This window comes from Noviherbaspirillum sp. (assembly GCF_035254685.1).
Taxonomy (GTDB): domain Bacteria; phylum Pseudomonadota; class Gammaproteobacteria; order Burkholderiales; family Burkholderiaceae_D; genus Noviherbaspirillum.
This window is the reverse complement of record NZ_DATFAI010000023.1, coordinates 160553-172204: the sequence shown is the minus strand read 5'-3', so window position 1 is coordinate 172204 and position 11652 is coordinate 160553. Positions and strand designations below refer to the sequence as shown.

The 11652-nt window shown below is 59.8% G+C and carries 14 protein-coding genes and 1 tRNA gene; 8 read left to right on the top strand and 7 right to left on the bottom strand.

All coding sequences use genetic code 11. The annotated features are described in order from the left end of the window. Window positions 1-12 precede the first annotated feature (12 nt). The gene (locus VJ698_RS10945; RefSeq protein WP_324102784.1) at window positions 13-180 is read right to left on the bottom strand and encodes a hypothetical protein; all 168 of its coding nucleotides are present in this window, start codon (window positions 178-180) and stop codon (window positions 13-15) included. Here VJ698_RS10945 and VJ698_RS10940 point away from each other — a divergent pair. Together VJ698_RS10940 and VJ698_RS10935 are read left to right on the top strand one after the other, a co-directional pair. Further along, the gene (locus VJ698_RS10940) at window positions 179-1027 is read left to right on the top strand and encodes a 3-hydroxybutyryl-CoA dehydrogenase (RefSeq protein ID WP_324102783.1); all 849 of its coding nucleotides are present in this window, start codon (window positions 179-181) and stop codon (window positions 1025-1027) included. The genes VJ698_RS10945 and VJ698_RS10940 overlap by 2 nt on opposite strands. A gap of 31 nt (window positions 1028-1058) precedes the next feature. Continuing rightward, entirely contained in the window at window positions 1059-2588 is a 1530-nt protein-coding gene (locus VJ698_RS10935) for a class I adenylate-forming enzyme family protein (RefSeq protein WP_324102782.1), read from the top strand. Window position 2589: 1 nt separating this feature from the next. Here the strand turns inward: VJ698_RS10935 and VJ698_RS10930 are convergent, their stop codons facing one another. Then, window positions 2590-2799, bottom strand: coding sequence for a DUF3079 domain-containing protein (locus VJ698_RS10930; protein WP_324102781.1), 210 nt, complete (start codon window positions 2797-2799; stop codon window positions 2590-2592). 181 nt (window positions 2800-2980) lie between these two features. Then, on the bottom strand, window positions 2981-3670 hold the full coding sequence (locus tag VJ698_RS10925; RefSeq protein ID WP_324102780.1) for a DUF4197 domain-containing protein: 690 nt from the start codon (window positions 3668-3670) through the stop codon (window positions 2981-2983). A 320-nt stretch (window positions 3671-3990) separates the two neighbouring features. On the opposite strand from VJ698_RS10925, the gene VJ698_RS10920 reads away from it, so the two are divergent. The 4 genes from VJ698_RS10920 (at window position 3991) to VJ698_RS10905 (ending at window position 6981) form a co-directional block, all read left to right on the top strand. Next, window positions 3991-4770: a class I SAM-dependent methyltransferase gene (locus tag VJ698_RS10920; protein ID WP_324102779.1), complete on the top strand. Its 780-nt coding sequence runs from the start codon at window positions 3991-3993 to the stop codon at window positions 4768-4770. 295 nt (window positions 4771-5065) lie between these two features. After that, window positions 5066-5392, top strand: coding sequence for a cupredoxin domain-containing protein (locus tag VJ698_RS10915; protein ID WP_324102778.1), 327 nt, complete (start codon window positions 5066-5068; stop codon window positions 5390-5392). 6 nt (window positions 5393-5398) lie between these two features. Next, complete coding sequence (locus VJ698_RS10910; protein ID WP_324102777.1) at window positions 5399-6235, top strand: FTR1 family iron permease; 837 nt, start codon at window positions 5399-5401, stop codon at window positions 6233-6235. A gap of 5 nt (window positions 6236-6240) precedes the next feature. Further along, entirely contained in the window at window positions 6241-6981 is a 741-nt protein-coding gene (locus VJ698_RS10905; RefSeq protein WP_324102776.1) for a hypothetical protein, read from the top strand. A gap of 72 nt (window positions 6982-7053) precedes the next feature. Here the strand turns inward: VJ698_RS10905 and VJ698_RS10900 are convergent. The 3 genes from VJ698_RS10900 to VJ698_RS10890 all read right to left on the bottom strand — a co-directional run bounded on the left by VJ698_RS10900 (window position 7054) and on the right by VJ698_RS10890 (window position 8555). Further along, a tRNA-His gene (locus VJ698_RS10900) sits at window positions 7054-7129 on the bottom strand. Between the two features lie 80 nt (window positions 7130-7209). Beyond that, a complete protein-coding gene (murI, locus tag VJ698_RS10895; protein WP_324102775.1) occupies window positions 7210-8052 on the bottom strand; it encodes a glutamate racemase in 843 nt (280 codons plus the stop codon). A gap of 56 nt (window positions 8053-8108) precedes the next feature. Further along, the gene (locus tag VJ698_RS10890; protein ID WP_324102774.1) at window positions 8109-8555 is read right to left on the bottom strand and encodes a MarR family winged helix-turn-helix transcriptional regulator; all 447 of its coding nucleotides are present in this window, start codon (window positions 8553-8555) and stop codon (window positions 8109-8111) included. A 267-nt stretch (window positions 8556-8822) separates the two neighbouring features. Between VJ698_RS10890 and VJ698_RS10885 the strand changes: the two genes are divergently transcribed. Then, complete coding sequence (locus VJ698_RS10885) at window positions 8823-9392, top strand: YIP1 family protein (RefSeq protein ID WP_324102773.1); 570 nt, start codon at window positions 8823-8825, stop codon at window positions 9390-9392. A gap of 50 nt (window positions 9393-9442) precedes the next feature. Continuing rightward, entirely contained in the window at window positions 9443-9799 is a 357-nt protein-coding gene (locus tag VJ698_RS10880) for a carboxymuconolactone decarboxylase family protein (protein ID WP_324102772.1), read from the top strand. 120 nt (window positions 9800-9919) lie between these two features. Here VJ698_RS10880 and VJ698_RS10875 read toward each other — a convergent pair whose 3' ends face one another. Continuing rightward, a complete protein-coding gene (locus VJ698_RS10875) occupies window positions 9920-11455 on the bottom strand; it encodes a fumarate hydratase (RefSeq protein WP_324102771.1) in 1536 nt (511 codons plus the stop codon). Window positions 11456-11652 lie beyond the last annotated feature (197 nt).

Here is an 11652-nt window from a genome sequence, read left to right as displayed (position 1 = left end):
CGTTGTTTCATCTCAAAGTGGATTCGTTTTGGCGGCATCGGCCGGCGCGGCTGCGTCAATATTATGGCCTGAACTGCGAATGCCGTTCGACGCCGTGCCGTCCATGAACAGAGAGACAACAAAATTGTAGAATGTTGCATCATTCGACCGATCATTCAACGCCATCAGAAGGAGCATCATGAGCATTCAAACCATCGGCATCATCGGCGCCGGACAAATGGGCAGCGGCATCGCGCAGGTCTGCGCGCTGGCGGGCATCAACGTCGTCATGCGCGACATCAGCAACGAAGCGGTGCAGCGCGGCCTCGACGGCATCAAGGCATTGTTCGAGCGTGCCGTCAGCAAGGGAAAGATGAAGGCGGAAGACATGAGCGCCGCGCTCGGGCGCATCAGCGGCACGACCGACCTGAACAAGCTCGCCAAGGCCGAATTCATCATTGAAGCGGCGACGGAAAACCTGGAGCTCAAGCGCAGCATCCTGAAAGAGATCGACGTGCTCGCCAAGCCCGGCACGATCATTGCCACCAACACCTCATCGATTTCCATCACCAAGCTCGCCGCTGCGATGTCGCGTCCGCAGGAATTCGTCGGCATGCACTTCTTCAACCCTGTGCCGGTGATGTCGCTGGTGGAAGTGATCCGCGGCGTGCAGACCAGCGATGAAACTGTTGCCGCGACCGAAGCGCTGGCGAAGAAGACCGGCAAGACGCCGATCCTGGTCAAGAACTCCCCCGGCTTCGTGGTCAACCGCATTCTCGTCCCCATGATCAACGAAGCCGTGTTCGTGCTGCAGGAAGGCATCGCCAGCGCGGAAGAAATCGACGCCGGCATGAAGCTGGGCGCCAACCATCCGATCGGCCCGTTGGCACTGGCCGACCTGATCGGGCTCGACACCTGCCTCGCCGTGATGGAAGTGTTCTATCGCGATTTCAACGATCCGAAATATCGTCCGGCGCCGCTGCTGAAGGAAATGGTCGATGCCGGATTCCTCGGCAGGAAGACCGGGCGCGGCTTCTACCAGTACTGACGATCCGATAACGACAAACAGGAGACGACCCATGAGCCTTGCCCATCTGCTGCTACGGCATGCGCGCGCCACGCCCGAGCGCGCCGCCATCTTCAACGGCACCTCGCTGCACGCCACCTACAGCGAATGGGCGGCACGCAGTGCGGGACTGGCTGCGCGACTGCGCGAAGCCGGCCTCGTCGCCGGCGACCGCGTGCTGGTGTTCATGCACAATCATCCACGCTATCTGGAAGTGCTCTGGGGCGCGTGGTGGGCCGGGCTGGTGGTCGTCCCCGTCAATGCCAAGCTCCACGCCAGGGAAGTGGAGTGGATCATCGACAACGCGCAGATCCGCTTCGGCTTTGTGAGCGAAGACCTTGCGCCGCTTCCGCTGGCCGGGTTGGAGCAGCAGATCAACATAGCGTCCGGCGAAGCCGACGCATGGTTCGCGCCGGCACCCGACATGAACACTGTTCCCGTCACGGAACGTGAAGCCGGCGATGTGGCCTGGCTGTTCTACACCAGCGGCACCACGGGTCGTCCGAAGGGCGTGATGCTCACGCATCGCAACCTGATGACGATGGGCCTGACGTATTTTGTCGATGTGGATGCGGTGGCGCCGGAGGACGCGATCGTCTATGCGGCACCGATGTCGCACGGCGCGGGCCTGTACGCCATTCCGCACCTGATGGCCGGCGCGCGCCACGTGATACCCGCATCCGGCGGTGTCGATCCGGCAGAGCTGTTCGCGCTGGGGCGGCAGATTGGGCCGCTGTCCACTTTCGCTGCGCCTACCATCGTCAAGCGTCTCGTGGACCATGCGGAACAAGCGGGACTGACTCCCGAAGATGCGGCACGCTCCTTCAAGACGATTGTGTACGGCGGCGCACCGATGTATGTGTCCGACATCCAGCGCGCGTTGCGCGTGTTGGGGCCTCGCTTCGTGCAGATCTACGGCCAGGGTGAAACGCCGATGGTCGCGACCGCACTGTCGCGCAGGCATCTGCTGGACACCGCGCATCCGCGCTACCTGGAACGCGTTGCCTCCGTCGGCCTGGCGCAGACGCCAGTGCAGTTGAGGGTGGCCGACGAAGGCGGGCACGACCTACCGGTGGGCGAAGTCGGCGAGGTGCTGGTGAAGGGCGATACGGTGATGGCCGGATACTGGGGCAACGAAGCCGCGACCGCCTCGGCCATCCGCGACGGCTGGCTGTTTACGGGAGATGTCGGCTGTCTCGACGCCGACGGATTTCTCACGCTCAAGGATCGCAGCAAGGACCTGATCATCAGCGGCGGTTCCAACATTTATCCGCGCGAAGTGGAAGAGGTGCTGCTGACGGCGCAAGGTGTTGCGGAGGTGGCGGTGGTCGGGGCGCCCGATCCTGAATGGGGGGAAGTGGTGGTGGCTTTCGTGGTGCCCGCTGCTGGCAGCGCCGTCACGGAGGAGGCGCTCGACCGTCATTGCCTTGAACAGATCGCGCGCTTCAAGCGACCCAAGCGCTATGTCTTGCTCGATCAGCTACCGAAGAACAATTACGGCAAGGTGCTCAAGACCGAGCTGCGCGCGCTGCTGAAATCCTGATTCAGCGATCCGAAGGGTCGGGCGGTGCCTCCGCACCGTCGCTCTCGGCATCGAGCCCCCATTCGAGCCAGTCTTCGCCAAACAGCTCGACCGGATGCTGGGTGCGCTCCGAACCGTTACCGCAGGCCATTGAATCGGCCGGGCAGAACTTGTCGCATCCCCAGCAGATCCGCTCGGGATGCTTGGGGTTCACCGGGAATTTTTTTGCCATGTCGGGACTCCTGCTGCAAACTGCCGGCGCTCCGCGCCCGTCATTGCCTGTCCGGCGGCGATGGCGCTGTGTCGACACCGCTACTTTACCATAAGATGTATTTGTAATGAATCTTTAAATGCATCCATGGTCCCGCATGCTTGTTGGCTGCGACGCGTCTCCCGACATCATTGATGACCTGTTAATGCAGCGCCCCAAACACCTTGCCGATGATCTTGCTGCCCGTGCCGAGCGGATCGCGCCGGATCGCCTTTTCCTCTTCAGCGATCATGGTGTAGAGGCCGTCGAGCGCACGCTGCGTGACATACTCTTCCACGGTCGCCTGTTTCGACCCCATGCCCAGTTTCGATACCTGACCCATCGCGCTGTTGTACTTCGCGGAGAGGTCGGAGCGGTCGGTAATCTTCTTCACCACCGGAAGGAAAGACGTTGTCAGCTGGCTGGACGTCTTCGCACGGAAGAAGTCTGTCACGGAGGTGTCGCCTCCGGTGAGGATCTGTTTTGCATCCGCCACGGACATCGATTTGATCGCATTGAGCAGCATCGGCTTGGCCATCGGCACGGCTGCTTCCGCCGCACGGTTCATTGATACCACCAGGTCGTCGAGCTGTTGCCCGCGTCCGGTCAGCTTCATGACGGGACGCGCCTGCTCGAGGATGGGAGGCAGCTGGATCTTCACTTTTTCATTGTCCAGGAAACCGCCCGGGACGCCGAGCTTCGCAACGGCGGATACCGCGCCTTTCTCCAACGCCGCCTTGAGGCCGCTGGAAGCATCCTGGTTCGAGAGCGCGTCGAGCGGGCCGGCCATGGCGCTTGATGCGGCCAGGCACAGTGAGAAAAGCAGCGATTTCGCCGCCGGGATAATGGACATGGCTGACTCCCTGAATGGAATTGTTGTGGCGCTTTTTCCAGTCTAGATGCTTGAAGAGAGGAATCGACCGGCCGCATCGAAAACTTGAACTGCATCAAATACGAGCCCCGGTTTCTTCACGTGGCAAGATGGCCGCTTCTGTTTCATCAGAAATAAATTGACTGATGTCAACGCTAACCAACGGCGTTACCTGCCATTAATTTTTAGTGCTAGTCTGGATGCAAATTCCATCCGCCTGAGTGATTCGGCAAGGAGGAAATTCGGAGGAGACAAGCCTGTAACGGATTTTCTACTTAGGGAGAAAAATAATGGATGCCTGGATGCTTCATGGATTTTATGTGTTGGCTGCGGTATTGGTGTCGACAGGCCTCTTCTTCTTCGTGGTGACGCGGGGCGCGCTGATCGTGCGCGGCCTCACGCCCGGATCGCAAAGCGAGCGATCGCACGTCTATCCGATCTATTCGAACATGGGCCTGATCAAGATGGTCGACTTCCAGCCGATCATCTCCGCCATCCTGCTGTTCCAGTATCACCGCCTCGTGTCGAAAATCGTGTCCGGACTCAGGCAACAGGACCTGCGCGGCAAGAAAGTGCTGATCACGTCCTGCGCATTCGGCAACGTCATGCCGCGGGTAGTGAAGGCTGCGCTGCAGAGTGGCGCGGAGCGCGTCCTCGTCGCAGACATCATCCCGAATGAACTGGAACACGCCAGGACCAAGCTCGCTCATTTCGGCAACAAGGTGGAGTTCATCGTCGACAATGCCACTGCGATGAAACAGCAGGAAGGCATGGTGGATGCGAATGTCATCTTCTTCCTCTTGCATGAATTGCCGCACCACCTCAAGGGACAGGCACTGAAGGAAGCAGGGCGCATGCTCGCACCGGGCGGAAAGCTCTACCTGGGCGAATTCCATCGGCCGGAACTGCGCGTGCTGCGTGCCCTGAGCTGGACTTACTTCAAGGTGTTCGAGCCGCTCGGACTCGCCTTGTGGAACACGCACGACCCGCTTGCATGCCTTGACGAGATGGGTGGATGGAAGTGCGATCGGAGCACCTACTTCTTCGGCAATTTCCAGATCGTCAGCGCTACCAAACTGTAAGCGCCACACATCACTTCGCCAGGCTGCCAGCCTGGCGAAGCCCGCAGCAGCCGCCAGGGTCAATGCCTCGCTTTCCCGCCCTGTCAGTATCAGTCGCAAGCGTCTTCGCCGGCTTGCTTCTCCGCGCACGGACAGAATAGTTCTGCGCTACACATTCGCGTTTGGCATACGGCATGTTGCAGAAAGAATAAGGCGGGGAAGTTACGCCGCGCTAAGGTTTCTTGCAAAATTCCTTGACACGTAAACGAGAATCGTTATCATCTCAGTTATTGATAACGATTCTCGTTTATAAAGCATGAATATTCGCCACGCCCTCATCGCCGCAGTTCTTGCCATTCCCGTTTTCGTCAACGCCGCCGACAAGGAAGTCACGGTCGTCATCAAGGACCACCGTTTCACGCCTGCTGAGGTGAAGGTGCCGGCAGGGCAGAAGGTAAAGCTCATCGTCGACAACCAGGATGCAACGCCCGAGGAATTTGAGAGCCATGACCTGAATCGCGAAAAAGTGATTCCGGCACGCGCGAAAGGCAGCGTTTTCATCGGCCCGCTCAAGGCCGGCCGCTATTCCTTCTTCGGTGAATTCCACGAAGACACCGCCCAGGGCGTGATCATTGCGGAGTAAGACACCATGTTCGGTTCAGCCATCATCGTTTTTCGCGAGACGCTCGAAGCGGCGCTCCTGATCGGTATCATCGCCGCCTCCACCCGCGGGCTGGAGCGTCGCAACCGCTGGCTCTGCATGGGCATTGCCGGCGGCATCATGGGTTCGCTCGTCGTCGCATGGCTGACCGAATCGATCGCCAACCTGTTCGGCGGCAGCGGCCAGGAAATCTTCTCAGCCGTCGTGCTGGGCATCGCCGTGGTCATGATCGGCTGGCACAACATCTGGATGGCGTCGCACGGCAAGGAAATGGCCATGAAGGCCAGGAACGTCGGAGTCGCCATCCGCAACGGCCAGCAGGAATTGTCGGCCATCGCCATCGCGATTGCATTGACCGTCCTGCGCGAAGGTTCGGAAGCGGCACTGTTTCTGCAGGGCATGCTGGCAAGTGCGTCGGATGGCCCGGGCCTCGTCATGCTGGGCGGTGTGCTTGGCCTTGTGGGCGGGGCAACGATCGGCCTCGTCACCTACATGGGCCTGCTTCGCATTCCGCTGCATCGCTTCTTCTCCGTGACCGGCACGCTACTGCTGCTGCTGGCCGCCGGCCTGGCCAGCCAGATGGCGAAGTTCCTGATCCAGGCCGATCTGTTGCCTCCGCTTGCATCGCCGCTCTGGGATAGCTCTTGGATCCTGCCCGTCAAGTCAACACTCGGTTCGGCCTTGGCGATCCTCCTGGGCTATGAGGACAAGCCGACCGGCATGCAGGCAATCTTCTACTTCACGACGCTCGTCGCCATTTACGCCGGCGCATCGTGGACGCATCGCAACATCGTCAATTCCTCCCACAAACTCAAAACAGCATGAAATCCATGAAGCAACTGATCGGCGCTGCGAGCGCCGTGGCAGCGCTCGTCCTGACGGCGCACAATGCAATCGCCGGCCCGGCAGATTACGTCTATACGCCGACTGTCGAATACGGCGAGCGTGAAATCGACTTCAAGGCCGGCACGGCGAAAAAGACCGACGAGGCACGCGAAAGCGCCGCTTCCATCGGCTTCGGCTACGGCGCGACCGAGTACTGGTTCACCGAACTGTACGCGAAGTACAAGCGCGAGAACGGCAGCGGTACGTTCTTCGACGCGGTCGAATGGGAAAACAAGTTCCAGCTCACCGAAACCGGCAAGTACCCGGTCGACATCGGCTTCATCACCGAGATCGAGCGACCGCAAGACCACAGCGAAGGCTGGGAAGTGAAGTTCGGCCCGCTGTTCCAGACGGACATCGGCAAGACCCAGCTCAACCTCAACATTCTCTTTGAGCGAAACTATCGCGCTGAAGAAGCCAATCCGATGCGCCTCGGCTACCAGTGGCAGGCCAAGTACCGCTGGAAGCCCCAGTTCGAATTCGGTGCTCAAGGTTTCGGTGATGTCGGCAAATGGGACAACTTCGCGCCGCGCGCCGAGCAATCCCACATCTTCGGCCCGGCCGTGTTCGGCAAGATTGCACTGGGCGGACGGCAATTCATCAAGTACAACGCCGCTTACCTGATCGATGCCAACGACGCCAAGCACAGCAACACGTTCCGCACGCAGGTGGAATACGAGTTCTGATTGCCTTGACGGCAAGGCCTGAAATGAAAAATGCCCGGTTCATCGAACCGGGCATTTTTTTATGTGAATCTTTGGGGTGGCCGATGGGACTCGAACCCACGACGACAGGAATCACAATCCTGGACTCTACCAACTGAGCTACGGCCACCATTGATAACTTCGCCCAATAGCGCATCGGGCAAGCCAGTAATTATACAAACTTCAGCGCGAACTGGCAAATGCTCCCATTCACGCACTTGTAGCAATCCGCATCACCTCGGGATGCATGCCGAGCAGGCGCGAGAACGCGTCCGAGAGCGACGTTTCGCTGCCGGTGGTAAATCCCTTGACCGTGCCCGTGCCTTCGATACGCAACAGGCTGCGTTCCGCCAGAAGGCGCATCAGCTGGCGGGCGACCGGTTCGCCGGTATCGACGATGGTGACCGGCGTGGAAGCGATGCGGCCGATAACCTTTTCGATCAGGGGCTGCACGAAAGGGTAGTGCGTGCAGCCAAGGACGAGCGTGTCCGCGCCTTGTGCGATAAGCGGTGCGATATACCCATTCAGCAATTCCGTGGTGGCGGCAGACTGCAGCTCGCCTTTCTCCACCTGGTCGGCGAGGCCGACGCATGCCTGGGGAAGGAAGCGGACATTCGTCGCCTCGCCAATCTGCTGGTGCAGTACGCGGAATTTTTCGCTGGAGAGCGTGCGTGTGGTTGCCAGGACGCCTACCGTGCCGCTTCGGGTCAATGCCGCGGCCGGTTTCAGGCCGGGTTCCACGCCGACCACCGGCAGGGAAGGGTAGCGGGCGCGCAGCGCCTTGATTGCGGCAGCGGTTGCCGTGTTGCACGCCACCACGAGCGCCTTGGCGCGGTGTTCGACCAGGAACGCTGCGATCGCCAGCGAGCGCGTAACGATCTCTTCGACCGGTCTGCCGCCATAGGGCGCAAAGCTGGAGTCAGCGAAATACAGTAGATCCTCGTGCGGCAGGAGGGCACGGATGTGTTTGAGGACGGACAAGCCGCCGATGCCGGAGTCGAAGACGCCGATCGGCGCCTCTGAAGACAATGGAGTGTCGGAGGGATCAGGCATGTAAGGATGGAACGGGGAAGGCGATCAATTGCAGAGATCTGGCAGGCGCACCCGCATCATCCGACAAAATAATCCGAATGCGTCGGCAGATGTTCGAACGGCACCGACAGCACACGCTGTAGCTCGGATACCTGGTCGCGATGCATGTAGGCCAGCCGCTGCAGCATTTCCTCACCCTTGGGCAGCAGGTAGACCTCGACACAGCGCTTGTCTTCCCGCCCGGGGCGACGAGCAACCAGGCCGGCCTTCTCGCAGCGGGATGTGAGCGCCACCACGCCGTGATGGTGCGCCTGCAGCCGCTCGGCGAGTTCCGCAATGGTCGCCCAGTCCCGTCCCGGATAACCTTTGATCTGCAAAAGCAGCAGGTATTGCAATGGGGTAATCCCCTGCGACTGGGTCAGTTCTTCGCTGAATCTGAGGAAGCGCCGTAGCCGGTAGCGAAAATCGGCCAGGGCTTCGTACTCCGGCTTGCCAAGCAGGGTGGAGGGGGCGGAATCGGGCATCAGCAATGGAAGCGTAATGGACTTATAGGACGATGATATACGATCAGCGGCTGTTTTCGGGCAACAATTGAAACTGCCGGTTACATGAGCGCATGAACATCAGTGTGGACTTTTGCTGACTTATATCATAAAGTGATACAAAATTTGTTGACGCACACCGGATTCGGCAAAAGTTTTTCCTGCGTGTACGTCATACTCTCTATTACGCAGCAGACCCGTGCGACGTGAAGAGGCCGTGCATTTCATCGGCAGAAAGGAAGAAGTGAGATGAATTTTCTTAAATTGATGAAAATGCCGTTTTCATTCCATGAGGGCTGGGATCAGGTCGACACCACCCGCGCCTCCATCGTGAAGATATTCCTGCAGCTGGTTCTGCCGCTCTCCATCCTCCCACCTGCGATGCTTCTTTACGCAGGCTCACACCATGCATCCGCTTATCTGCTGGACGCCGCGCCGACGCGCTGGGAAGCCGTGGCAGCCGTGTTCTTCGTCGCGGAGCTGATCACGGTGCCGCTGATGGGCATGCTGCTCAAGCAGATCGCATCGACCTACCAGATTTCTGCCGACACACCGCGCAGCTTCCTGCTGGCAGCAGTCACAGCCGTTCCGTTGTTCCTGTCCAGCCTGGGACTTGCGATCCCGAATCTGTGGGGCATGATCTGTGTGATCGTTGGAGGTTTGCTGCTCGCTGCGAGCGTGCTTTATCACGGCACGGTCTACATCCTGAAGCTGGAAGACCCCAGTGGTGCGGAAGTCCTGAGTGCTGAAGCATTCGCATCCGGCGCGTTGGTCTGGGCTTTGCTGTGCGCATTCGTCCTGGTACCGCTGATGAATTGACGGATATCGCGGCACGTCAGAAAATACTGTCACCGAAAGGAAATCACTTCATGGATCATCCCATGTATCCCGACGTCTCCCGTGAGATCTCGCAGAAGCGGCGCGAACTGGCGCCCGAGATCTACGGAGCGTTCCGCACTTTCAGCCAGCGCGTGTTCGCCGATGGTGCATTGCCTTCCAAAACCAAGGAACTCATCGCAGTCGCGGTCGCGCACGTGACACAGTGCCCGTATTGCATCCACGGGCATACCGACCTCGCGCTGAAGAAAGGCGCGACCGAACAGGAAATCATGGAAGCGATCTGGGTTGCGGCTGAAATGCGTGCCGGTGGAGCGTTCGCACATTCCGCCGTAGCCATCGATACCATGCACCAGGTACAGCATCAGCACGAGACTGAACAGAAATAAGGAAAGATTGCAGGAGGAGGGTTAAGGAGAGGAAGGAGACAGTGAGTAGAGTGAGACGTAAATAAAAAACAGAGGGGGCACGGCAACGTGACCCCCTCGTTGTTTATGCGATGTACATTATCAGCCGGCCGTCACCGGAATCGTGAAATTGTGGGTCGCAATGCGCTCCTGCCATTCCTTCGGTGCGGTGTTGTGCACCGACACGCCATTGGCATCGACCGCGACGGTCACCGGCATGTCCTTCACTTCGAACTCGTAGATCGCTTCCATGCCCAGGTCGCCGAAGCCGACCACCTTCGCGCTCTTGATGGCCTTCGACACCAGGTAGGCCGCACCGCCGACCGCCATCAGGTAGGCCGACTTGTGGTTCTTGATCGACTCGATTGCAACCGGGCCGCGCTCGGCCTTCCCGATCATGGCGATCAGGCCGGTCTTCTCCAGCATCATGTCGGTGAATTTGTCCATGCGGGTCGCCGTTGTCGGGCCGGCGGGGCCGACCACTTCATCGCGCACCGGGTCGACCGGGCCGACGTAGTAGATCACTCGGTTGGTGAAATCCACTGGCAGCTTCTCGCCCTTGGCCAGCATGTCCTGGATGCGCTTATGCGCAGCGTCGCGCCCGGTCAGCATCTTGCCGTTCAGGAGCAGAGTCTGGCCCGGCTTCCACGACGCAACTTCTTCCTTCGTCAGCGTGTCGAGGTTGATGCGCTTGGACTTCTCGGTGTTGGGCGTCCAGTGCACTTCCGGCCACTCGGATAACGACGGCGGGTCGATGTAGGCCGGGCCAGATCCGTCGAGCACGAAATGTGCATGGCGGGTCGCGGCGCAGTTCGGGATCATCGCTACCGGCTTGGAGGCAGCATGCGTCGGATGCATCGCGATCTTCACGTCCAGCACCGTAGTCAGGCCACCCAGGCCCTGTGCTCCGATGCCCAGCGCATTGATCTTGTCGCACAGTTCGATGCGCAGCTCTTCCGTCTTGTTGCGCGGGCCGCGCTGTTTCAGTTCGTACATGTCGATGTCTTCCATCAGCGACTGCTTCGCCATCAGCATCGCCTTCTCGGCGGTGCCGCCGATGCCGATGCCCAGCATGCCGGGCGGGCACCAGCCCGCGCCCATGGCCGGCACAGTCTTCAGCACCCAATCGACCAGCGAGTCGGACGGGTTGAGCATCACGAACTTGGTCTTGTTCTCGGAGCCGCCGCCCTTGGCTGCGACTTGCACTTCCACCGTGTTGCCCGGCACGAGCTCCATGTGGATCACCGCCGGCGAGTTGTCCTTCGTGTTCTTGCGCTCGAACTGCGGATCGTTCACGACCGATGCGCGCAGCACGTTGTTTGGATTGAGATAACCGCGGCGCACGCCTTCATTCACCGCATCGGTGATCGAGCCGGAGAAGCCTTCGAAGCGCACGTCCATGCCGATCTTCAGGAACACATTGACGATGCCGGTGTCCTGGCAGATAGGACGCTTGCCTTCTGCGCACATGCGCGAGTTGGTCAGGATCTGCGCGATCGCATCCTTGGCTGCTGGGCTTTGTTCGGCTTCATACGCACGGGCCAGGTGCTTGATGAAATCCACCGGGTGGTAGTAGCTGATGTACTGCAGCGCGGCGGCGACGGATTCGATCAGATCTTCTTGCTTGATGATGGTCATGATGTCTGCTCAGTGTCAGTGGAAATTCGTGGCGCAGTATGGAACTGGCGCCGTCATTCGGTCGCACATGGCGATTGCCATGGCGGAGAAAGTGGAGGTGATAGACTTGCGCATTCCAGACGCAATGCCCACGGCACGAATGCCGTGACCGGTGGTGCATGCGTCAATGGCGACCAACGGTTCCTGCAAGCCCGCTG

What these genes read in the sequence shown, in the direction of transcription:
- VJ698_RS10940 (WP_324102783.1), top strand. Translation starts at nt 179, where the DNA reads ATGAGCATTCAAACCATCGGCATCATCGGCGCCGGACAAATGGGCAGC.
- VJ698_RS10945 (WP_324102784.1), bottom strand. Translation starts at nt 180, where the DNA reads ATGATGCTCCTTCTGATGGCGTTGAATGATCGGTCGAATGATGCAACA.
- VJ698_RS10935 (WP_324102782.1), top strand. Translation starts at nt 1,059, where the DNA reads ATGAGCCTTGCCCATCTGCTGCTACGGCATGCGCGCGCCACGCCCGAG.
- VJ698_RS10930 (WP_324102781.1), bottom strand. Translation starts at nt 2,799, where the DNA reads ATGGCAAAAAAATTCCCGGTGAACCCCAAGCATCCCGAGCGGATCTGC.
- VJ698_RS10925 (WP_324102780.1), bottom strand. Translation starts at nt 3,670, where the DNA reads ATGTCCATTATCCCGGCGGCGAAATCGCTGCTTTTCTCACTGTGCCTG.
- VJ698_RS10920 (WP_324102779.1), top strand. Translation starts at nt 3,991, where the DNA reads ATGCTTCATGGATTTTATGTGTTGGCTGCGGTATTGGTGTCGACAGGC.
- VJ698_RS10915 (WP_324102778.1), top strand. Translation starts at nt 5,066, where the DNA reads ATGAATATTCGCCACGCCCTCATCGCCGCAGTTCTTGCCATTCCCGTT.
- VJ698_RS10910 (WP_324102777.1), top strand. Translation starts at nt 5,399, where the DNA reads ATGTTCGGTTCAGCCATCATCGTTTTTCGCGAGACGCTCGAAGCGGCG.
- VJ698_RS10905 (WP_324102776.1), top strand. Translation starts at nt 6,241, where the DNA reads ATGAAGCAACTGATCGGCGCTGCGAGCGCCGTGGCAGCGCTCGTCCTG.
- murI (WP_324102775.1), bottom strand. Translation starts at nt 8,052, where the DNA reads ATGCCTGATCCCTCCGACACTCCATTGTCTTCAGAGGCGCCGATCGGC.
- VJ698_RS10890 (WP_324102774.1), bottom strand. Translation starts at nt 8,555, where the DNA reads ATGCCCGATTCCGCCCCCTCCACCCTGCTTGGCAAGCCGGAGTACGAA.
- VJ698_RS10885 (WP_324102773.1), top strand. Translation starts at nt 8,823, where the DNA reads ATGAATTTTCTTAAATTGATGAAAATGCCGTTTTCATTCCATGAGGGC.
- VJ698_RS10880 (WP_324102772.1), top strand. Translation starts at nt 9,443, where the DNA reads ATGGATCATCCCATGTATCCCGACGTCTCCCGTGAGATCTCGCAGAAG.
- VJ698_RS10875 (WP_324102771.1), bottom strand. Translation starts at nt 11,455, where the DNA reads ATGACCATCATCAAGCAAGAAGATCTGATCGAATCCGTCGCCGCCGCG.